Source organism: Novosphingobium pokkalii (assembly GCF_014652855.1).
Classification (GTDB): domain Bacteria; phylum Pseudomonadota; class Alphaproteobacteria; order Sphingomonadales; family Sphingomonadaceae; genus Novosphingobium; species Novosphingobium pokkalii.
The window spans coordinates 78403-98768 of sequence record NZ_BMZP01000018.1; the positions used below are offsets into that span (position 1 = coordinate 78403).

General features: G+C 66.2%; 21 protein-coding genes. 11 read left to right on the forward strand and 10 right to left on the reverse strand.

The genetic code is table 11. From position 1 onward, the window contains the following. Positions 1-52 precede the first annotated feature (52 nt). From IE191_RS16695 to IE191_RS16715, 5 genes are all read left to right on the forward strand, one after another. Positions 53-952: an ion channel gene (locus IE191_RS16695; RefSeq protein WP_191325515.1), complete on the forward strand. Its 900-nt coding sequence runs from the start codon at positions 53-55 to the stop codon at positions 950-952. After that, positions 949-1869: a nucleotidyltransferase domain-containing protein gene (locus IE191_RS16700; protein WP_191325516.1), complete on the forward strand. Its 921-nt coding sequence runs from the start codon at positions 949-951 to the stop codon at positions 1867-1869. The genes IE191_RS16695 and IE191_RS16700 overlap by 4 nt, the downstream gene beginning before the upstream one ends. 786 nt (positions 1870-2655) lie before the next feature. Continuing rightward, the gene (locus tag IE191_RS16705) at positions 2656-3072 is read left to right on the forward strand and encodes a DUF2946 family protein (RefSeq protein WP_191325517.1); all 417 of its coding nucleotides are present in this window, start codon (positions 2656-2658) and stop codon (positions 3070-3072) included. A 106-nt stretch (positions 3073-3178) separates the two neighbouring features. Next, positions 3179-5248 (forward strand): TonB-dependent receptor, encoded by a 2070-nt coding sequence (locus IE191_RS16710; protein WP_191325518.1) that lies wholly within the window; start codon positions 3179-3181, stop codon positions 5246-5248. 2 nt (positions 5249-5250) lie between these two features. Further along, entirely contained in the window at positions 5251-6357 is a 1107-nt protein-coding gene (locus IE191_RS16715) for a PepSY-associated TM helix domain-containing protein (protein WP_191325519.1), read from the forward strand. On the opposite strand, the gene IE191_RS16720 is transcribed toward IE191_RS16715, so the two are convergent. Beyond that, positions 6341-6829, reverse strand: coding sequence for a TlpA family protein disulfide reductase (locus IE191_RS16720; protein WP_308432930.1), 489 nt, complete (start codon positions 6827-6829; stop codon positions 6341-6343). The two genes, IE191_RS16715 and IE191_RS16720, sit on opposite strands and share 17 nt — an antisense overlap. 115 nt (positions 6830-6944) lie before the next feature. Between IE191_RS16720 and argH the strand changes: the two genes are divergently transcribed. From argH to IE191_RS16740, 4 genes are read left to right on the forward strand one after another with little or no spacing between them, the layout of a single operon-like run. Continuing rightward, a complete protein-coding gene (gene argH, locus IE191_RS16725) occupies positions 6945-8321 on the forward strand; it encodes an argininosuccinate lyase (RefSeq protein WP_191325541.1) in 1377 nt (458 codons plus the stop codon). Positions 8322-8325: 4 nt separating this feature from the next. Then, the gene (locus tag IE191_RS16730; protein ID WP_229815529.1) at positions 8326-8592 is read left to right on the forward strand and encodes a hypothetical protein; all 267 of its coding nucleotides are present in this window, start codon (positions 8326-8328) and stop codon (positions 8590-8592) included. 33 nt (positions 8593-8625) lie between these two features. Beyond that, on the forward strand, positions 8626-9885 hold the full coding sequence (lysA, locus tag IE191_RS16735) for a diaminopimelate decarboxylase (protein ID WP_191325521.1): 1260 nt from the start codon (positions 8626-8628) through the stop codon (positions 9883-9885). 9 nt (positions 9886-9894) lie between these two features. Beyond that, a complete protein-coding gene (locus IE191_RS16740; protein WP_191325522.1) occupies positions 9895-10674 on the forward strand; it encodes a precorrin-2 dehydrogenase/sirohydrochlorin ferrochelatase family protein in 780 nt (259 codons plus the stop codon). Here IE191_RS16740 and IE191_RS16745 read toward each other — a convergent pair whose 3' ends face one another. Genes IE191_RS16745 through pyrE form a run of 9 tightly spaced genes read right to left on the reverse strand, consistent with a single transcriptional unit; the run spans position 10675 to position 17038 of the window. Further along, the gene (locus tag IE191_RS16745) at positions 10675-11085 is read right to left on the reverse strand and encodes a PaaI family thioesterase (protein WP_191325523.1); all 411 of its coding nucleotides are present in this window, start codon (positions 11083-11085) and stop codon (positions 10675-10677) included. Then, a complete protein-coding gene (locus IE191_RS16750; RefSeq protein ID WP_191325524.1) occupies positions 11082-11543 on the reverse strand; it encodes a PaaI family thioesterase in 462 nt (153 codons plus the stop codon). Before IE191_RS16750 ends, IE191_RS16745 begins: the two co-directional genes overlap by 4 nt. Positions 11544-11591: 48 nt before the next feature. Further along, positions 11592-12059 carry a Holliday junction resolvase RuvX gene (gene ruvX, locus IE191_RS16755; RefSeq protein WP_191325525.1) on the reverse strand — a complete coding sequence of 156 codons (468 nt, stop codon included), beginning with the start codon at positions 12057-12059 and terminating at the stop codon, positions 11592-11594. Beyond that, positions 12056-13186, reverse strand: coding sequence for a DUF3089 domain-containing protein (locus IE191_RS16760; protein WP_229815532.1), 1131 nt, complete (start codon positions 13184-13186; stop codon positions 12056-12058). Before IE191_RS16760 ends, ruvX begins: the two co-directional genes overlap by 4 nt. A 4-nt stretch (positions 13187-13190) precedes the next feature. Next, a complete protein-coding gene (locus tag IE191_RS16765; RefSeq protein ID WP_191325526.1) occupies positions 13191-14321 on the reverse strand; it encodes an AI-2E family transporter in 1131 nt (376 codons plus the stop codon). Positions 14322-14350: 29 nt separating this feature from the next. Then, positions 14351-15229: a signal peptidase I gene (lepB, locus tag IE191_RS16770; protein WP_191325527.1), complete on the reverse strand. Its 879-nt coding sequence runs from the start codon at positions 15227-15229 to the stop codon at positions 14351-14353. Further along, a complete protein-coding gene (acpS, locus tag IE191_RS16775; RefSeq protein ID WP_191325528.1) occupies positions 15226-15660 on the reverse strand; it encodes a holo-ACP synthase in 435 nt (144 codons plus the stop codon). Before acpS ends, lepB begins: the two co-directional genes overlap by 4 nt. A 32-nt stretch (positions 15661-15692) precedes the next feature. Beyond that, a complete protein-coding gene (locus IE191_RS16780; RefSeq protein WP_191325529.1) occupies positions 15693-16436 on the reverse strand; it encodes a pyridoxine 5'-phosphate synthase in 744 nt (247 codons plus the stop codon). Between the two features lie 17 nt (positions 16437-16453). Continuing rightward, on the reverse strand, positions 16454-17038 hold the full coding sequence (gene pyrE, locus IE191_RS16785; protein WP_191325530.1) for an orotate phosphoribosyltransferase: 585 nt from the start codon (positions 17036-17038) through the stop codon (positions 16454-16456). A gap of 309 nt (positions 17039-17347) precedes the next feature. Here pyrE and coxB point away from each other — a divergent pair, with 309 nt between their 5' ends. Further along, positions 17348-18244 carry a cytochrome c oxidase subunit II gene (coxB, locus tag IE191_RS16790; RefSeq protein WP_191325531.1) on the forward strand — a complete coding sequence of 299 codons (897 nt, stop codon included), beginning with the start codon at positions 17348-17350 and terminating at the stop codon, positions 18242-18244. Positions 18245-18272: 28 nt separating this feature from the next. Continuing rightward, the gene (gene ctaD / locus IE191_RS16795; RefSeq protein WP_191325532.1) at positions 18273-19961 is read left to right on the forward strand and encodes a cytochrome c oxidase subunit I; all 1689 of its coding nucleotides are present in this window, start codon (positions 18273-18275) and stop codon (positions 19959-19961) included. Positions 19962-20366: the final 405 nt, after the last annotated feature.

Consider the following 20366-nt stretch of genomic DNA (forward strand, 5'->3'; position numbering starts at 1 on the left):
GCGTGGGCCGGTGGAAAGTGGAATAGCCGCTTTCGGGCACCCTCGACAGGCTATGGACACGGGCGACGGTTCCGGTTCAAATGCCGCGATGCTGACGAACCTCTTCAGACTGGATGGCACGCCCAAAGTGCATCAGCAGGAAGAGGCGATGCCGTCGATGTCGCCGGGCGATGATGTGACTAACATCCTGTTCCGGGGGGAGCAGTGGTATCAGCCGCGCAAGAAGATCAAGAAGGTGACATTCAGGAACGTGTCGATCCAGAACATGGACCTGTTCCAGCTTACCTTCACCGAATGCACTTTCGAGGATTGCCTGTTCAACGGCAGCCGCTTTCGCGAGGTCGAGTTCCACAAGTGTAGATTCGTCAATACGAGCATGTGGAAGGCCAAGTTCGAACAGTGCTATCTAGATCCCCGCACCATAAGGCTCGACCGGCGATATCGCGTCGAAGCGGCGAACGTGCCCGTCACCATGTACCAGGCACTACTCTCCAACTACTCGAATGAGCGGCAGGACGCCTTCTATGCGGATGCGGACATCCAGTTCAGGCGCTGGAAGCGGTATCAGTTGGACTGGGACATCCGCAGCGGGAAGGTCGACAGGATGCCGGGAGAATGGGCGAAACTGAAGAGTCTGATCTACGACGTGCTGGCTGGCTACGGCTACAAGCCAGTGAGGCTCTTCGGCTTCACAATCTTCTTCTTCCTAGCGATCTCTCTGCTGAACCACCTTTTGATCGGTGCGGATCTCGTGGTGAACGGCACCCGTCCTGCGGCCCCTTCGATTGTGGACAGCATTTTCTATTCATTTTCCGTCTTGACCGTTCTCGGATTCTCCACTGTCGTCCCTGACAGCCCCTTCGCCAAAATGCTGACCGTGTTCGAGGCATTGGCGGCGATCGGTTGGTTGTCTATATTCACATCCGTGCTCGTGAAGAGGTTCCTGCGATGAGGTCGGCTCCGGCCTTTGCCGCCTCCGAGGCGGAGTTCGGATCGTCTGCGCGCGGCGATGCCGACGCGCTGAGCGATCGCGATTTTCTCATCGTCGACGATGACCTCCGAGTCTTGCGCGAAAGGTCGGCGGCTCTTCAGGCAGAGGGGTTCTCGGTTGCGTCCTACACGTTCCACAAGCTCGAGCATCTGTCGCGTGTGGGGGCGCTCTTCGTCCAGCACCTGCGGCTGGAGGCCGACGTCTTGGTGGATCGTGACGGACGTCTTGGCCGCCTGCTGGCGTCTTTTCGGCCGAAGTCGTCCTACTCGGCTGAGATCTCGGACAACGGCGCACTGGCTAGGCTCATCGCTCGGATTCCGCCTGGTCCGGTCGCCGAGATGTGGGCGGCGGACGTGCTTTACGTCACAACGCGGAACTTCGGCGTCCTCTCGCTTGCGGAGCGCGGTCGCTACGTCTTCGCTTACGATGCCATCCTCGACGCTCTGCGAGAAGAGGGCTTCCTCGACAGGGGAGCGGTCGCGAACCTGCGGCAGCTGCGGTTCATGAAGTCGCTGTATCGCGGTGACGCGACGGGCAGCCATGGTGTGGTCGGGCTGAAGGTGCAATCCGCGCTGGCCGGTCTGCCTCACGGCCATTTCCCTCGTGTCAGTTCCGTTGTTCCCGCTGCTTCGGTCCTCTCGGCACCGGGGCCTGCGGAAAGCGGGTCAGCCTACCTGCTGTTGCGGGATTTGGAGAAGCGGTTGATCGCCGCCCGTCTCGTCGGGTGCTTTCCAGAGCTGGATGACGGACTCGTCAAACTTGGGAGATGGATCCGCAACCCGCGCGCCTACGCCAATTTGGCGGCAGGTCTGGCTCCGGAGTTCAGGGCCCGACTTGCGGCACTTCAGGATCGACATCTTCTTTCACGGGCTGGCTGACCTGAATGGCGTCGGTCCGGTGATGCTGAAGCTCCATCCCGCCCAATGACCTGTAGGTGTCGCGTTCATACCAGCGCGACTGCGGTGACCGCTAGTGTGAACAACGTGTGGGTCTGGTGATCCAAGCCGAGGTGAAGTAAGGGCCAGACCAGCTACTTCAGGAATGCGAGAGACTACGCCAGCAAAGGTCGAGTTCTGGGAGGACCCGACGTTCGAGTTGTCCGGCTGGAACGACCGTAAAGTCCCGATTGTGTTGAAAAACTCCTCGTGGGCCGATCACAGCGGCCAGCACTGAGATATTGATGCCGTAGAGGCTCGCAGGTTGTAGTTTAATAACTCATAAGGCTGTTCATGCGAACTCATGTTACGCAGCCGTCGCTGCCGCGTGGCTGCTCACGGAGTTTTTCAACACAATCTCCCAGATTCCGACCTTCCAAGATCGGCTCTTGCTATCAGTGAAAAGCATGTCCCGCCTGCTGCCTTGCGGGATGGCTAAGGTGCACCGATGGTAAAACTTGCGCCAAAACTTCTGTCGCCGCAGCCACGAACCATGAATATCTTGCCGATTCGGCAGCCCGGTCAGAACCAATGTGAGCCCTCTGTTTCCTCCACATTTCAGCAATTTTTGGCTGGGGCCGATTTGGGGGCTTGCTCAAAAATTAATCATCAAAAAATGATTTTGTATCTGTGCATTGGATAATTTGTTCGAGCCCGTCACCGACCAGGGTTCCCCAGACATTTTGTCCTGATGACAAGCGCGGCATCGGCGTCTAATCGGGCGGTCGCATGATCGCTTTGCGCGCCTTTCTGCTGCGGCATTCCACGCTGGCCTTGGGGCTGGTGGCTTTGGCGCTGGCGATGAAGGCGCTGCTGCCAGCCGGCTACATGCCCGGTGGCGATACGCGCAGCTTTACCATCCAGCTCTGTTCCGAAGGCATCGACGGGCGCCATGATCTGGTGCGCCAGATCACGGTGCCGGCCAGCGATGCGGCGGAAAAGGCTGCGGCCGGTCATGCCAAGGCGCATGGCACCTGCCCGTTCGGGGCGCTGGGTCATGCCCTGCTCGGTGGCGCCGATCCGGTGCTGCTGGCCGCTGCGCTCGCGTTCATCCTGGCGTTGGGCTTTGCCCCGGTTGCCGTGCCGGCGCCGCGCCGCCGTGCCCATGCCTGGCCGCCTCTGCGCGGACCACCCCTGATCGCCTGATCCATCCGTGCCGCCCGTCGATGGGCGGGATCATCAGGTTAAACCGGCGCTGGGCGCCGGAATCAGATCGTTTGCCGGCGCCGGGTGCCGGTAGGGGGAATTTTCAATGCATATTTCTTGTGGCGCGCTCGTTTGCGCGCTTGCTGTGGCCGTGCCTGCGCGCGCGGCAGAGCCGGCTGCCGATGTGGCGCCAACTGCTGAGGCCGGGCACGTCGATACCGGCTTTGCCATTGGCGAGCAGATCGTGGTTTCGGCGCGGTCGATGGCGGCTTCGTCGCAGAACGTGCTGACTTCGATCGACCGCATGGGCGGCGACGTGGCCCAGCGCGCCAATGTCAACTATGCCTGGGAACTGGCGGGGCGCCTGCCGGGCGTGATGCTGACCAATTTCAACCAGGGTACCACCAGCGGCAAGTTCAGCTTTCGCGGCTTCAATGGCGAAGGGGAAATCAACGCGGTCAAGCTGCTGATCGATGGCGTGCCGGCCAACAGCAACGATGGCAACATGCCTTACATCGACAGCGTGTTCCCGCTCGACATCGCCGGAATCGAGGTGGTGCGCGGCACGTCTGACCCGCGCTATGGCCTGCATGCCATTGCTGGCAGCGCCAATATCCAGACGCGGATCGGCGGCACCTATCGCGAAGCCAAGGTTTCGGGCGGCAGTTTCGATACCTACGAGGCCCAGGCTGTGGCCGGGATCGAGACCGGCCGGTTCAGCCAGAACTACCTGGCGGCCTGGCGCCAGGCTGGCGGCTGGCGCGACCATGGCGGGCTGACGCGCGGCAGCCTGGCGGGCAAATGGTTCTTCCGCCCGAGCGCGGACGTGCGGATCGGAGCGATCGCCCGCTGGTATCGCGGCACGGCCGACGAGCCGGGCTATCTCACCCTGGAAAATGCGGCGGCCAACCCGCGGATGACCAATGCCTACAACCGCAGCGACGGCGACACCCGCACCGTGGCGCAGGGCAGCCTGCACCTGGATGCCGCGATGGGCGACAGCGTGGATTTCACGGCCAAGGCCTATGCCAACCGCCTGCGCGACGATCGCTATGTCAAGTTCTCGGCCACGACCTCGCAACAGCGGCGGGTGACCGATGAAGACCACTATGGCGTGATGGCGGCGCTGCACTGGCACACGCGGGTGGCCGGCGTGCCGGTCATGGCCGAAGCGGGCGGCGACATGCAGTGGCAGGACAATGTCTCGCTGCGCTACAACACGGTGGCCCGCGTGGTTTCGGCGCAGACGCGCGACCAGGCGTTCACGCTGGGCGTGGGCGGCGTCTATGGCCAGATCAAGCTGGAGCCGACGCCCTGGCTGACGATCAGCCCGGCCTGGCGGTTCGACAAGGTCAGCGGCACGTTCCACAATCGCCTGGCCGGCACCAGCGCGCCGGTCAACGACTATGGCACCATCAGCCAGCCCAAGCTGCAAGTGGCGCTCACGCCGCTGCGCCAGCTCACGCTCTATGGCAACTATGGCAAGAGCTTCCAGATCGGCACGGGTTCGGGCGCCTATCTGATCCCGCCGCGCACCACCGATCTGGCGCCCTCGATCAATGAAGGATGGGAAGCGGGGATCAAGCTGAGCCCGGTGGCTGCGGTGGACGCGCGCGTGGCGCTGTGGCTCCAGGATGCCAGTGGCGAGATCAAGCGCAAGCTCAACGATCCGCTGGGCGACAGCGAAAACGTGGGCGCCACGCGGCGGCGCGGGCTGGACGTGCAGGTCAACGTCCGGCCCATGGCCGGCGTTTCCGTTTGGGGCGCGCTTTCGTGGCAGACCTCGCGCATCCGCGTGGCCGATCCCGCGACGCCCACGTATGTCGGGCACGAGATCGACCATGTGCCGCACTGGCTGTGGTCGGGCGGGGTGGATGTCACCCCCGGCGCGCGCTGGCGCCTGTCGCTGTGGGGCAACGGGCAGTCCAGCTATTGGCTGACCACGGCCAATGATCCGGCGGTGGGCAAGTTCGGGCAATATGCCGTGTTCAATGCCGAAGTGGCGTTCCGCCCGCTGGACAAGCTGGAACTGGCGTTGACGGGCAAGAACCTGTTCGACCGGCGCTATGAATATGTCTGGTACGATACCTCGGTGCTGGGCAGCAGTGCTTCGCCCACCCAGCACAGCCCGGCCGAAGGGCTGGGGGTGACGGCCAGCGCCCGCGTGCGGTTCTGACCATGGCGCGCCGCACCGCTTCGCCGCGCGTCTGGGTGCGGCGCGTGCATCTGTGGCTGGGCCTGACGCTTGGCGCGCTGATGGTGCTGGCCGGGGTGACGGGCGCGTTGCTGGTCTTCTACGTGGAGATCGATCGCGCGCTGCATCCGGCGGTGCAAGTGGCGGGCCGCGCCGGCCCGGCCGACTGGGACCGGGCGGCGGCCACGCTCCACGCCGCCTTTCCGGCCCGCACCGGGCCATGGCGGCTGGAGCTGACCGGCGGCGAGGGCGCGATCCCCGCGCGCTATTACCATCCGGCCGAGCGCCCCGGACCGGGGCATGCCCCGCTCCTCGCCTGGCTCTCGCCCGATGGCGGCCGCGTGCTGCGCAGCGAATTCTGGGGCGATGGCGGCATGACCTGGATCTATGACCTGCACTATTGCCTGAAACTGGGGCCGGTGGGGGGCACGATCTTCGGCTGGGCCGGGCTGGCGCTGGCCCTGCTGCTGGGCAGCGGGCTGTGGGCCTGGTGGCCGCGCGGCGGCTGGGCCAAGGCCTTGCGCGTCAAGGCCGGGGCGCCGCGCGTGCGCCAGCTTTATGATTGGCACAAGCTGGCCGGGCTGGCGGGCCTGCCGATTTTGCTGATGCTGACGCTAACCGGCGTGATGCTGGCCCTGCCGCAGGAAACCGATGCCGTGCTGGCTCCGGTGCTGGGGCAGGCGCAGCGGGCGCCGGTGCAGCAGGCGGACCTGGCGCGCGGCGCAGACATTTCGGTGTCGCGCGCCGTGGCGGCGGCGCAGGCCGCCTTGCCCGGTGCACGCGCGGTGTGGGTGGAGCTGCCGGGGCAGGGCCAGCGCGCCTATCGCATCCGCCTGGGCCAGGCCGCCGATCCTTCGCCGCGCTTTCCGCATAGCTGGGCCATGGTCGATCGCCACAGCGGCGCGGTGCTCGCCCTCGCTGATGTGGCGCGGGGCGGGCCGATGGACGGGCTGCTCAAGTGGCTGCACCCACTGCACGATGGATCGGCCGCCGGGCTGCCGTTGCGGTTGGCGGTGCTGCTCGCCGGACTGGTGCCGGTGGCGCTCTATGCCACCGGCCTGTGGCGCTGGTGGATCAGGAGGCGGCCTTGATCAAGGCAGCCGCTTCCGGCCCGGTCCAGTCGAATGCGCCGACCACGCGGCCCACTTCCTTGCCTTGGGCGTTGTAGACCACGGTGGTAGGCAGCACGCCGGTGTTGTAGTGGAACGACAGGTCGTTGTCGGGATCGAGCAGCATCTGCACATGGGCCAGGCCATGTTCGGCCTTGAAGCCTTTGACCTTGTCTGCCTGGCCGGCGCTGTCCTCCGACACGGTCAGCACGCGCAGGCCACCGGCGGCCAGCTTGTCGAGCGTGGGCATCTCGATCACGCAAGGGCCGCACCATGTGGCCCAGAGGTTGATCAGCACCGGCTTGCCCGCCAGATCCTTTGACGAAACCTTGGCGCCATCCGGCCCGGCAAAGCTGAACGTGGGCATGGCGGCACCCTTGTGGCTCAAGTCCACCTTGCCGGCAGCGGCATTCGCGTCTCCACCCGGAGCCGCAGCCTCGCTCGATGGTTGCACAGGCGGGCTTGCTTGCCTATCGCAGCCGCCAAGCGCGGCGCAGGCCAGCGCTCCCAGGATCAACGGCAGACAGGGCGGACGAGCGGACATGAGTGGCAATTCGGGCTCCAACCAGATGTGGGGCGGGCGTTTCGCCGCCGGCCCTTCGGCCATCATGCGCGAGATTAACGCCTCGATCCCGTTCGACAAGGCGCTGTGGCGCCAGGATATCGCCGCGTCAAAGGCCCATGTGGACATGTTGGCGACGCAAGGCATCGTTTCTGCCGAGGATGCGGCGCTGATCGCGCAAGGGCTGGACCAGGTCGCCAGCGAATACGAAGCCACTGGCGTGCCCGAGAACTGGGACCTTGAAGACATCCACATGACCACCGAAAGCCGCCTGGCCGAGCTGATCGGCCCGGCCGCCGGGCGTCTGCACACCGCGCGCAGCCGCAACGACCAGGTCGCCACCGATTTCCGCCTGTGGGTGCGCGATGCGATCGACCAGGTCGACGCCGGCCTGCTGGCGTTGCAGACCGCGCTGGTCACCCGCGCGGGCGAGCATGCCGGCTCCATCATGCCGGGCTTCACCCACCTGCAAACCGCGCAGCCGGTGACGCTGGGCCACCACCTGATGGCCTATTACGAGATGATCGCGCGCGATCGCTCGCGCTTTGCCGATGCGCGGGCGCGGATGAACCGCTCGCCGCTCGGCGCGGCCGCGCTGGCGGGCACCGGCTTCCCCATCGACCGTTTCCGCACCGCTGAGGCGCTGGGTTTCGACGGGCCGACCGACAACAGCCTCGATTCGGTATCCGACCGCGATTTCGCGCTGGATTACCTGATGGCGGCGGCGCAGTGCTCGCTGCACCTCTCGCGCCTGGCCGAGGAATTCATCATCTGGGCGAGCCAGCCGTTCGGTTTCGTCACGCTGCCCGACAGTCTTTCCACCGGCAGCTCGATCATGCCGCAGAAGAAGAATCCCGATGCGGCCGAACTGGTGCGCGGGCATTCGGGGCGGATCGTGGGCTGCCTGACCGCGCTGATGATTACCATGAAAGGCCTGCCACTGGCCTATTCCAAGGACATGCAGGACGACAAGCCGCCGGTGTTCGAGGCCGCCAGCCTGCTCGCCCTGTCGATCGCGGCGATGGCCGGCATGGTGGCCGAGGCCAAGTTCCGCACCGACCGCATGCGCGGCGCGGCCGAACTGGGCTATGCCACGGCAACGGACCTGGCCGACTGGCTGGTGCGCCAGGCCAACATCCCGTTCCGCGAGGCCCATCACATCACCGGCAGCGCGGTGAAGCTGGCCGAAAGCCGGGGCATCGCGCTCGATCAACTGCCGTTGGAGGACCTCAAGGCCATCGATGCGCGGATCGACGAGCGCGTCTATGCCGCGCTTTCGGTGGAAGCGAGCGTGGCGGCGCGATGCAGCCATGGCGGAACCGCCCCGGCCGAGGTAAGGAAGCGTGTGGCCCAGGCGCGTGCAGCGCTTGGCCTGGAGGAGTAATCGCTTGATCCGTCCCAATGCCCCCAAAGCCGCTGGCTTCGTGCTCGTTGGTCTGGCTGCCCTGGCGCTCGCCGGGTGCGGCAACAAACGCGAGCTGAAACCGGCGCCGGGGCATGGCCTGCCGCCTGCGCCCTATGGGCGGGAGCAGAGCCGCGGGGCGGACGCGCTTTTGAAAGCGCCGATCCAGGCCAAGCCCGATCGCAACGTGGAACTGCGCAGCCGCTCGCAAGAGCGTGAAGACGACCCGTTCGATCTGCCGCCCGAAGAATAACGCCTTTCACCGCTTGCCTTTTCGAGAGTCTCGATGGACCACTTTGACTACCGCAACGGCGTGCTCCACGCCGAGGATATCGCCCTGCCCACGCTGGCCGAGGCCGTGGGCACCCCGCTTTATGTCTATTCCCGCGCCACGCTGACGCGCCACGCGCGCGTGTTCCGCGATGCACTGTCCGTGCTGCCGCGCGTGAAGCTGGCCTTTGCCGTCAAGTCCAACCCCAACCTGGCCGTGCTCAAGGTGCTCGCTGCCGAAGGCTATGGCGCCGACGTGGTTTCGGGCGGCGAGATGGAGCGCGCCCTGGCCGCCGGCATGAAGGCCGATGGCATCGTGTTTTCCGGGGTGGGCAAGACCCATGCCGAACTGGCCCGCGCGCTGGAAGCGGGCATTGGCCAGTTCAATCTGGAAAGCGAGGAAGAAGGGCTGGAACTGGCGGAAATCGCCACGGCCATGGGCAAGACCGCGCAGTGCGTGCTGCGCGTGAACCCCGATGTGGACGCAGGCACCCACGGCAAGATTTCCACCGGCAAGGCCGAAAACAAGTTTGGCGTGCCCTATGATCGTGCCGCCGCGATCTATGCCCGCCTCGCCACCACGCCGGGCCTCGCCATGCGCGGGCTGGCGCTGCACATCGGCAGCCAGCTTTCGCGGCTTGATCCGCTGGAAGCCGCCTTTACCAAGATCGGCGTGCTGATGCGCGCAATTCGCGAAAGCGGCCATGCCGTGACGCATATCGATTTCGGTGGCGGCGTGGGCGTGCCCTACAAGGCCGGCGATGTTTTCCCCCAGCCGGAAGACTATGCCGCGATGGTCGCCCGCGTGACGGAAGGCTGGGACGTGACCGCGATGTTCGAGCCGGGCCGCGTGATCACCGGCAACACCGGCGTGCTGATGACCCGCGTGGTGCGGGTGAAGGAAGGCGTCGGCGCGCCCTGGGTGGTGGTCGATGCCGCGATGAACGACCTCGCGCGCCCGGCGCTCTATGATGCCTGGCACGATTTCGCCGCCGTTGTGCCCGAAGGCGCCACGATTGAGGCCAACATCGTCGGCCCGATCTGCGAATCGAGCGATACCTTTGCCATGGGGCGCACGATCGACGCGGTGAAGCGCGGCGATCTGGCCGTGTTCCGCACCGCCGGCGCCTATGGCGCGACGATGGCCAACACCTACAATTCGCGCCCGCTGGTGCCCGAAGTGATGGTCGATGGCGACAAGTGGGCGGTGGTGGCCGACCGCATCGAGCCGGCAACGATCCTCGCCGCCGAGCGCGTGCCGGAATGGCTGGCCTGAGCTGACGCGATGAGCCTGCCCGCGCTCCCGCTGTTTCACCGCATCGCCGGCCAGCCGGTGATCGTGCTGGGCCATGGGGAGGCGGCGCAGGCCAAGCGGCGCCTGGTCGAGCGTGCCGGCGGGCAGGTGATCGAGGACCTGGCCCACGGCATCGACATCGGCGCGCGGCTGGCATTCATTGCGCACGACAATCCCGAGGCCTGCTCGGCCGACGCCTTGCGCGCGCGCGGGGCGGGGTTGCTGGTCAACGTGGTGGATCGCCCGGCGCTGTGCGATTTTACCACGCCTTCGCTGGTCGATCGCAGCCCGGTGGTGGTGGCCGTGGGCACGGCCGGGGCTTCGGCCGGCCTGGCCAAGCATGTGCGGCTGCGGCTGGAGCGCGCGCTGCCGCAAGGGCTGGGCGCGCTGGCCGATGCGCTTTATGCCGCGCGCGAGGCCCTGCGCGCGCGCTTTCCCGATGGTGCGGACCGGCGCCGCGCGCTCGATACCGCGCTGGGCGAGGGCGGGGCGCTCGATCCCATGGTGGCGCATGGCGCCGATGCCGTGGCGCTGTGGCTGGACGGTGCGGCCGACGTCGCCCCGGCGCACCATGTGATCGCGCTGCGCTCTGCCGATCCCGAAGACCTGACCCTGCGCGAGGCGCGCCTGCTGGGCATGGCCGATGCCGTGGTGGCCGATCCGGCGATCCCGGGCGCGATCCTGGCCCGCGCCCGCGCCGATGCTCAGCGCCTGCCGCCCGGCGCGCCACTGCCCGATGGCCTGACGGTGGAACTGCGGCTTCCGGCCTGATCAGCTCTTGGGAGCAGACAGGTGGAAGTTCATCCAGCAACTGGCGATGGGCGTGGCCCGGTCGGTCTGCCACGCTTCCACCCGCACATTGGCCACGCGGCGCCCGGCGCGCAGCACCTGGCCCATCGCATGCAGCGGATGGGGCAGGCCCGCGCGCAGATATTCGATCGAGATGTTGATCGGCTTCATCCGCTGTTCGATCCCGCGTTGCCCCAGATGGGTGGCGAGCGCGGCAAAGCCCGCCATTTCCAGCAGGCCACCGATGGCGCCGCCGTGGAGAAAGCCCGGCCGCCCTTCCGAATGCGGGCCGAACTGCATGGTTACCACGGGCGCTTCGCCATCTGAGTCCGACAGGGCCATGCCCATGGCCAGAGCGAACGGCGGCAGCCCGAAGGGCGGCGGAACGCTCATTCGCTGTCTCCCAGCACCATGAAGATCGCGGCGGCATGGGCCAGCGGATCGGCGGCGTCGCCATCGTGCGCCAGCGCGCGCACGAAGGCCAGATCGCCACGCAACTGATAGCATTCGGCCCGCGCGATCACGCTGCGCCCCGGCACGGCCGCGCGGACATAGTCGATGCGCAAGTCCAGCGTGACATGCGGCACGAAGCGGCCACGCCGGGTCCAGATCGCCATCGAGGTGCAGTTGTCGAACAGGCTGATGATTGGCCCGGAGGCAAGCACGCCGCTGTTGCCGGCGCCGACCAGATCCTCGCGCCAGGGCAGTTCCGCCTCGAACCAGTCCGGCCCGTGATTGCCATAGCGCATGCCCAGGAAGCCGCCGTGGCCCATGCGCCCGAGCAGCTTGCCCGCCTCGGCCGGATCGAAGGCTCCCTCGCGGCGCCAGGTCAGGGGGTGTTCGTCAGCCATCCATGCTCCTTGCCGCAATCCGCGTGCCGGTTCAACCGATTGGTTAAATTACAGGACGCCACCGGCCAGCGAGTCGATCGCGGCCTGGAGAATCAGCGCAGCGGCATGCGAATCGATGCGTTGGGCGCGCTTGGCGCGGCTGAAATCCTGCTCGATCATCGCCCGCTCCGCCGCCTGGGTGGACCAGCGTTCGTCCCACATCAGGATCGGCAGGCCAAGATCGGCGAGGTTGCGCGCCATGGCGCGGGCGGACTGGCTGCGCGGGCCATCGCTGCCATCCATGTTGAGCGGCAGCCCGATCACCAGGCCCTTGACGCTGCGCTGGGCAACGATCGCCGCCAGCGCGGCCTTGTCTTGCGCGAACTTGCGGCGGATCACGGTTTGCCCGGCCGTGGCAAAGCGCCAGCCGGCATCGCATAGCGCCACGCCGATCGTCTTGGTGCCGGGATCGAGCCCCATCAGCACGCCGCCCATCGGCAGGGCGGCGCGCAAGTCTGCGGTGCTTTGCGTGATCATCGGGTTCCTCCGTCCCGCGCGCGGTGCCAGGCGGCACTGCGACGCAGGGCGTCGGCGCGCAGGTTGGCCCAGAACAGCGGGATATCATAGACGTGATAGGTGTTGCCGGGCAGCACGAACAGCCCGATCCTGGGCGGCGGCCCGATCAGCAGCAGGCCGCGCGCATCGCACCGCGCCGGCACCATGCCTGGCACCAGCGGCCCGGCGCGCTCGGTGTCGCTGTCATCCTCGTCGGGCAGCAGCGTGCCGCGATTGGCGCTGCGTGGCGCCGCACCACCCGGGGTGCCGGTCAGCGGGTTGACGCACAGCAGCGGGTCGGTCGCGGGGGCGGTGTCGGGCCAGCGGCCGTAGGCGCGCAGCAGCATGGTTGGATCGGCCGGTTCGGCAAAGCTGAGCCAGCCGACGAGGCAATGGGGCTGATCGGGCGCGGTGCAGGGAGTCAAGCCGGTCTCGGCCGCAGCACGGCTGGCCACGATCGGCCAGCCCACGGCATAGGCCGCCACCACCCGGCGGCCGAGTAGCCTGCCCCGCACTTCATCGTGCAGCAGGCGTGCCACGGCCCAGGCACCCTGGCTGTGCCCGGCCAAGATGATCGGCGTTTCGGGAGGCAGGGCCCCCAGGAATGCGGCAAATGCGGCGCGCACATCGGCATAGGCTACCTCCATGGCGCGCTGACGCTTGGTGCCGTCCATCAGGAAAGTGCCCAGGGCGGCCTGGCGATAGCGCGGTACCCACACCGAACCCACGGCGTTGAAGGCACTGGCCGTGGCCGCCACCAATACATCGGCGCGGCGACGCGAATCTGCGTCGTCCAGTGGCGCATTCCAGTGGTTGCGGCTGAGGTAGGTGGTGGAATGGACGAAGAACACGGCCGTGTCACCGGGCGTCTCGGCGACGGTGCCCGGAGGCAGCCATTGCGCCGGGTCGGCAGGCATGCCCGGCCGCGCAATCCACAGGCCGGGATCGGCATAGTCCGATGCATGCAGCGGCAGCGCCGGCTCGAAGGCATGGATCGGCGCAAAGGCATAGCGCGAGATTTCCGCCGAGCACTGGCGCAACACGCCCAGGCACAGCAACGCGAGCACCACGAACAGCGCGCCGGCCTGGACCACGCGCCGGATCACCATGCGTTCATGTGCCTGCCGGGGCGGCTTCGGGGGCGCTGTCGTCGCGGTCCCCATCATTGCGCTCTGCCTGCCGTTCCAGCGCGATCTTGATCATCGCTACGATCGGATCGGCCAGCGCCAGGCCAAGGATGCCGAACAGCACCCCAAAGATGAGCTGTGCGCCCAGCACCATGGCAGGGGCCAGATCGGCGGTCTTCTTGGCGACCATCGGCACGATGATGTTGCCGTCCACCGTCTGCACCACCAGATAGACGATGATGCAGTAGATCCCCATGTCGGTGCCGCCGGAAAAGCCCACCAGGACCATCAGCAGGCCCGACAGCGGCGCGCCGATATTGGGCAGGAAGACCAGCAGTCCGGTGAGAATGCCGAGCAGGGCCGACATCGGCACGCCATAGACCGCCAGCAGCAGCCAGGTGGCGATGCCTTCGGTGAACATGCCGATCATGCGCCCGAAGAGCAGCATGCGCAGCGATTTGCCCATGCGTTGCAGCGTCACCTGGAAATGCGGGCGGCTTTCCAGTGGAAACAGCCAGGCAAAGCCGCGACGATAGATGTCGGGCTCCAGCACGAAGTAGATGCCCAGGATCACGATCAGGAAGAACGTGGTGAACCCGCCGAACAGCCCGCCCAGTGCCTGGGTGACGGGGCCGACTCCGCCGATGACCTGCTCGGCGATCTTCGAGACGTCGGCCTGGCCCACATCGATGCCGTGGCCATGCAGCCAACCCAGCGTGCGCTGCGCCTGTGCTTCGATGATATGGGGAAACTGCGCGGCCTGCGCGGCGATCTGGTTGCCGGCGAAATAGCCCAGCCAGACCAGGAAACCGACCGCCGCCAGCAGCACCACGGCGATCCGCAGCGCGCGCGGTCCCGGCATGATCCGGCCGAGCAGGCGCTGGCCGCCCTCGATCAGCGAGGCGAAGACCACCCCGCCGAAAATCACCAGCAGCGGTTGCGCCAGGAACACCGCCAGCACGACCAGCGCGGCAATCCCGATCCACACGAACGCCTTCTTGGCTTCCTGGCGAATCGTGCGATCGGCAATGTCGGTGGGGCCGGGGGCATGCGCCTTGGTTGCCGTGCCCTGAATCGCGGCAGAGGCAGGGACGGAGTGTTCGGCAGAGTCGGCCATCGCGCGCAAGCTACCCTCGCAAGTCTGGTTCAGGAAGCCGGAACGGACGGTGGCGCAACCCGTTCCGGCCGCAGGCTGGTGCCGCCACGTCCCCGGCGCAGCGCGTGCCACCAGGTCAGCGGATTCCAGGTCTCGCTGCCGTCGAGCGAGACGGTCACGAATTCCGCCCGGCCGCCCACGTCGGCCAGCGGCACTGGCCCGCCCAGCCCCTTGAGCGCCAGGGGTTCGCGGCTGTCGGCCGAATGGTCGCGGTTGTCGCCCATCAGGAAGACATGGCCGGCGGGCACTGTCACTTCGGCATAGTCGTCGAGCGGCTGCTGCTTGTGGTCGATCACGCGATAGGTCGCGCCGTTGGGCAGGGTTTCGCGCAGGATCGGCAGTTCGCAGAAATCGCGGCCCATCGCGTCGCGAAAGCGCAGACCGGGAAAATCGGCCGGGTCGCAGGGATCGTTGACATCGACCGGCAGGTCGAGCGGCGCTTCGGCGACTTGTGGCACGGGGTGGCCGTTGAGGATGATCTGGCCGTGGACCACGGCGATGCGATCGCCCGGCAGGGCCACCACGCGCTTGATGTAGTCCTCGTTGCTCCCGCGCGGCACGACGATGACGATGTCGCCATATTGCGGCGTGGCCGGGAACAACCGCGTCGCGGAGCGCGGCAGGACATGGAACGAGGGCGATACCCACGACCAGCCATAGGGATACTTGGAAACCACCAGCCGGTCGCCCACCAGCAGGTTGGGCATCATCGACATCGACGGGATGTAGAACGGCTTGGCCAGCAGGCAGTGGAACACCAGCACGGCCAGCAGCATGCCGATCAGGCCGCGCAGTTCCTCCCACCAGTTGACCCCGGCGGGCCGGACCTTGGCCTGTTCTGGCGGCGCCCCGGCCACGCCGTCGCTCATGCGGGCTCTCCAGCAGGCGGGGGCGCTTCAGCCAGGGGAACCGCCTCGATTACCACGAACGCCTGCGCCCAGGGATGGTCGTCGGTCATCGTCAGGTGCACCACGGCACGGTGGCCGGGCGGGGTCAGCGCGGCCAGCCGCGCCGCCGCGCCGCCGCTCAGCGCCAGGGTCGGCGCGCCCGACGGCGCATTGACCACGCCGATGTCCTTCATGAACACGCCGGCCTTGAAGCCCGTGCCCACCGCCTTGGAATAGGCTTCCTTGGCGGCAAAGCGCTTGGCCAGCGTACCCGCGCGGGTATAGGGGCGGCGGGCAGCCTTGGCCTGCTCGACCGGGGTAAACACCCGCTCCACGAACCGGTCGCCGAACCGGTCGAGCGAGTGCTGGATGCGCTCGATATTGCACAAGTCGGAACCCAGGCCGATGATCACGCGGGGGTCTTCCTTTCAGCCGCGCGCCAGGCTCAGCGCACTTCGTCCATCAGCGTGCGCATGCGGCGCACGGCTGCGTCAAGCCCCACGAAGATCGCTTCGCCGATCAGGTAGTGCCCGATGTTCAGTTCTGCCACTTGCGGGATGGCCGCCACCGGCTGCACATTGTCATAGGTCAGGCCATGGCCGGCGTGCGGCTCGATCCCGTTCTTGGCGGCGAGCGCGGCCATGTCGGCCAGGCGGCGCAATTCCACTGCGCGCGCCTCGCCCTGCGCATGGGCATATTCGCCGGTGTGTAGTTCCACCACCGGGGCGCCCAGCTTCATCGCCGCTTCGATCTGCCGCGCTTCCGGGGCAATGAACAGGCTCACGCGGATGCCGGCATCGGCCAGGCGGGACACGATCGGCGCCAGGCGGTTGTGCTGGCCGGCGGCGTCCAGACCGCCTTCGGTGGTCCGCTCCTCGCGCCGTTCGGGCACGATGCAGCAGGCATGCGGCTTGTGCCGCAGGGCAATCGCCAGCATCTCGTCCGTCGCGGCCATTTCCAGGTTGAGCGGCAGGCTGGTGGCCGCCTGGATGCGCGCCAGGTCCTCGTCGCGGATGTGGCGGCGATCCTCGCGCAAGTGCGCGGTGATGCCGTCGCCGCCCACCGCCGCCACGATCTCGGCCGCGCGCACCGGATCGGGATGGTCCCCGCCGCGTGCGTTGCGGATCGTTGCCACATGGTCGATGTTGACGCCCAGCCGCAGCCGGGCCGGCGTGAACAGTTCGCTCACGGCCACCCTCTCCTGTCTCAGGGTTGTGCCCGGCTGCCGGGCTTGATCGCGGGAACTGCGGCCAGCGCGGGCGGCAGTTCATCGGGCGCATAAGTCGGGAAATTGAGCGATACCAGCGGGTAGAACGGCACGCCCAGGTCCACCGCGCCTGCCGAGCGATCGACCAGCGCCGCTTCGGCAACCACCACGCCGCCGGCTTCTTCCACGGCCAGAATCGCTTCGCGGCTGGACAGGCCGGTGGTGACCACGTCCTCCACCATCAGCACTTTTTCGCCGGGATTGAGCGTAAAGCCCCGACGCAGTTCGAACGTGCCGGTGGGGCGCTCCACGAAAACCGCTTCCACGCCCAGCGCGCGGCCCATTTCATGGCCGATGATCACCCCGCCCATGGCCGGCGAAACGACCTTGGAAATCTGCTGGCGCAAGTCGCGCGGCAGCTTGGCAGCCAGCGCGCTGGCCAGGCGCGAGGCGCGCATCGGGTCCATCAGCACGCGCGCGCACTGGAGGTAATAGGCGCTGTGCCGGCCCGAAGAGAGCAGGAAATGCCCTTCGAGCAAGGCTTGGCTGGCACGGAATTCGGAAAGGATGTCTTCTTCCTGCATGGCTCTGGTTCGCTGGTCCTGCCTGGGTCCGCCCGTCCGGGTTGCCGGTGGGCTTGCTGGGTTTGCGGCCTGCCATGGGCTCTGGCGCGGCGGTGGGCAAGGATTTTTCGCCTGTCGGCACCACGGGCCGGGCCGGGTTGACGCTCTGGCTTGACCCAAGGGGCAATCCTTTCCGGCAGCCTTGGTGAAGGTCGCAACTTGTGGGCTGGGACAAGGCCGCGTATAGCCGGATGCAATCGAGGGAATTACAATCAGTGCACGCGGACCTCGAAACCGGCGTGTACGCGGGGAAGAGCGGAACAAGCGACGATGAGTCCAATCGAATTCGTCCGCCATGCGGGCACAGCGTTTCGGACCGCCGGTCATGTCGTGGCAGGCATTACAGCAACCACTGCGGCAGCGGTGCCTTCACTGGCACTGGCAGCGGCGACTTACGTTCCGGCCAAGCCGGTCGACGGCAAGGGGCAACCCGTTCCGGGCGGCTGGACTTTCCAGGACCAGTATTCGCCGATCGGCCAGGAAGCGCTGAAAATGCACGATTACCTGCTGATGCCGGTAATCACGGCGATCGTCCTGCTGGTCCTGTTCCTGCTCATCGCGGTGATGGCCAAGTTCAACCGTCGCAAGAATCCGGTCGCGTCCAAGACCAGCCACAACACCGTGATCGAAGTCGTCTGGACGCTGGTTCCGGTGCTGATCCTGGTGGTGATCGCGGTTCCTTCGATTCGCCTGCTGGCCCACCAGTATGAACCGGCCCCCAAGGGCGCGTTGACCGTCAAGGTCACCGGCTACCAGTGGTATTGGGGCTATACCTATCCCGATAATGGCGGGTTCGAGGTGATTTCCAACATGCTGCCGCCCGCAGAGGCGATCAAGCGCGGTGAACAGCCGCAACTGGCCGCCGACAACCGCATGGTGGTGCCGGCCGGCGTTCCGATTCGCCTCCAGACCACTGGTTCCGACGTGATCCACTCGTTTTCCGTCCCCTCGCTCTGGTTCAAGCTGGATGCCGTGCCGGGCCGGATCAACGAAAAGGTCATGATGATCAACAAGCCCGGGGTCTACTACGGCCAGTGCTCGGAACTGTGCGGCGCCCGCCACGGCTACATGCCGATCGTGGTCGAAGCGGTGACCAAGCCGCAGTTCGACGCCTGGATCAAGAGCCAGGGTGGCACGGTGGGCGGCGCTGCCGCTCCGGCCGCCTGAACGACAATCGGAAAGAGGATCGCCCGATATGGCCACCATTCCCGCCGATCATGAAAGTTTCGATGCGCATCACGACCATGCGCATGATCACGATCACAAGCCCAGCTTCTTCGCGCGCTGGTTCATGTCCACCAACCACAAGGACATCGGCACGCTCTACCTGATCTTCGCGATCTTCGCCGGCGTCGTCGGTGGCGCGATTTCGGGCATTATGCGCGCCGAACTGGCGCATCCCGGTATCCAGTACCTCGGCTTCTGGACCCGCTTTGTTGGCGGGGACGGTGCCGATCTCAACCAGACGCTGCACATGTGGAACGTGCTGATCACGGCCCACGGCCTGATCATGGTGTTCTTCATGGTCATGCCTGCGATCATCGGCGGTTTTGGCAACTGGTTCGTGCCGATCATGATCGGTGCGCCCGACATGGCCTTCCCGCGGATGAACAACATCTCGTTCTGGCTGACTTTCGCGGGCTTTTGCTCGCTGATGATCTCGCCGTTCATGCCCGGCGGCACCGGGCATGGCGCCGGCACCGGGTGGACGGTCTATGCGCCGCTCTCCACGTCGGGCTCGGTCGGGCCGGCGGTGGACTTCGCGATCTTCTCGCTGCACCTTTCCGGGGCCGGGTCGATCCTGGGCGCGGTCAACTTCATCACCACCATCTTCAACATGCGCGCGCCGGGCATGACCCTGCACAAGATGCCGCTGTTCGTGTGGTCGGTGCTGGTCACCGCGTTCCTGCTGTTGCTGGCGCTGCCGGTCTTGGCTGCGGCCATCACCATGCTGATCACCGATCGCAACTTCGGCACGACGTTCTTCGATCCGGCCGGCGGTGGCGATCCCATTCTCTACCAGCATCTGTTCTGGTTCTTCGGCCACCCCGAAGTCTACATCATGATCTTGCCGGGCTTCGGCATCGTCAGCCAGATCATCTCCACCTTCTCGCGCAAGCCGGTGTTCGGCTATCTCGGCATGGCCTATGCCATGGTCGCCATCGGCCTGGTCGGCTTCATCGTGTGGGCGCACCACATGTACACCACCGGCCTCGACGTGAACACGAAGATGTATTTCACGGCGGCCACGATGGTCATCGCCGTGCCCACCGGGATCAAGATCTTCTCGTGGATCGCCACGATGTGGGGGGGCTCGATCGAGTTCAAGTCGCCCATGGTCTGGGCGATCGGCTTCATCTTCCTGTTCACCGTGGGTGGTGTGACCGGCGTGGTCCTGGCCAACGGCGGCATCGATGACAACCTGCAAGACACCTACTACGTCGTCGCCCACTTCCACTACGTGCTGTCGCTCGGGGCGGTGACCTCGCTCTTCGCCGGGTTCTTCTACTGGTTCCCCAAGATGAGCGGCCGGATGCACTCCGAGTTCCTCAGCCATCTCCAGTTCTGGGTGTTCTTCGTCGGGGTGAACCTGATCTTCTTCCCGATGCACTTCCTGGGCGTTCAGGGCATGCCGCGCCGCTATCCCGACTATGCCCCGGCGTTTGAGCTGTGGAACCACGTCGCCACGATCGGCTACATGATCATGGCCGTGTCGCTGGTCATCTTCTTCGTGAACATCGTCTACGCCTTTGTCGCTGGGAAAAAGGCTGCGCCCAACTATTGGGGCGAAGGCGCCACCACGCTGGAATGGACTCTGTCCAGCCCGCCGCCGTTCCACCAGTTCGAAACGCTGCCGGTGATCGAGGATACCCCGCACCACTAAGCCGCGATTCGAGCGCGAACCAAAAAGCCCCGCAGTGCAAACTGCGGGGCTTTTTGGTGACCAATGCCCCCTCCCGCATGCGGGAGGGGGCGGGGGAGGGGGTGTTTTCGGTGTGATTCTGCGTGCGTGATTCGGGGCTTTTGGGTGCGGATGACAGAAAAGTTTCGGTCCAAAACCCAAGCGGCGCGGGGGTTTTGGCGGTGATTTGGTTGGTTGTGGAAAAATGGTCGTTGACGCCTGAGCGGCCTCTCCATATATGCCGCTTCACCGACGCGGTGAGGCCGGTTTTTCCGGTTGCTTGGTTGTCTCCGAGTGGTTGCGTTGGTCGCCAGACAGGTCGGACGGCTTGGGGTTTCCGGTGAGAACCGGGGATGGAAGGTTGTCCGGGTTTTGCTGTCTGGATTG

Excerpts from the sequence above, each read along its gene's own strand:
- IE191_RS16715 (WP_191325519.1), top strand. The coding sequence starts at position 5,251 with ATGGCGCGCCGCACCGCTTCGCCGCGCGTCTGGGTGCGGCGCGTGCAT.
- argH (WP_191325541.1), top strand. The coding sequence starts at position 6,945 with ATGTGGGGCGGGCGTTTCGCCGCCGGCCCTTCGGCCATCATGCGCGAG.
- IE191_RS16760 (WP_229815532.1), bottom strand. The coding sequence starts at position 13,186 with ATGGTGATCCGGCGCGTGGTCCAGGCCGGCGCGCTGTTCGTGGTGCTC.
- lysA (WP_191325521.1), top strand. The coding sequence starts at position 8,626 with ATGGACCACTTTGACTACCGCAACGGCGTGCTCCACGCCGAGGATATC.
- lepB (WP_191325527.1), bottom strand. The coding sequence starts at position 15,229 with ATGAGCGACGGCGTGGCCGGGGCGCCGCCAGAACAGGCCAAGGTCCGG.
- IE191_RS16765 (WP_191325526.1), bottom strand. The coding sequence starts at position 14,321 with ATGGCCGACTCTGCCGAACACTCCGTCCCTGCCTCTGCCGCGATTCAG.
- IE191_RS16695 (WP_191325515.1), top strand. The coding sequence starts at position 53 with ATGGACACGGGCGACGGTTCCGGTTCAAATGCCGCGATGCTGACGAAC.
- coxB (WP_191325531.1), top strand. The coding sequence starts at position 17,348 with ATGAGTCCAATCGAATTCGTCCGCCATGCGGGCACAGCGTTTCGGACC.
- pyrE (WP_191325530.1), bottom strand. The coding sequence starts at position 17,038 with ATGCAGGAAGAAGACATCCTTTCCGAATTCCGTGCCAGCCAAGCCTTG.
- IE191_RS16745 (WP_191325523.1), bottom strand. The coding sequence starts at position 11,085 with ATGAGCGTTCCGCCGCCCTTCGGGCTGCCGCCGTTCGCTCTGGCCATG.
- IE191_RS16705 (WP_191325517.1), top strand. The coding sequence starts at position 2,656 with ATGATCGCTTTGCGCGCCTTTCTGCTGCGGCATTCCACGCTGGCCTTG.
- IE191_RS16700 (WP_191325516.1), top strand. The coding sequence starts at position 949 with ATGAGGTCGGCTCCGGCCTTTGCCGCCTCCGAGGCGGAGTTCGGATCG.
- ruvX (WP_191325525.1), bottom strand. The coding sequence starts at position 12,059 with ATGATCACGCAAAGCACCGCAGACTTGCGCGCCGCCCTGCCGATGGGC.
- IE191_RS16750 (WP_191325524.1), bottom strand. The coding sequence starts at position 11,543 with ATGGCTGACGAACACCCCCTGACCTGGCGCCGCGAGGGAGCCTTCGAT.
- IE191_RS16740 (WP_191325522.1), top strand. The coding sequence starts at position 9,895 with ATGAGCCTGCCCGCGCTCCCGCTGTTTCACCGCATCGCCGGCCAGCCG.
- IE191_RS16710 (WP_191325518.1), top strand. The coding sequence starts at position 3,179 with ATGCATATTTCTTGTGGCGCGCTCGTTTGCGCGCTTGCTGTGGCCGTG.
- ctaD (WP_191325532.1), top strand. The coding sequence starts at position 18,273 with ATGGCCACCATTCCCGCCGATCATGAAAGTTTCGATGCGCATCACGAC.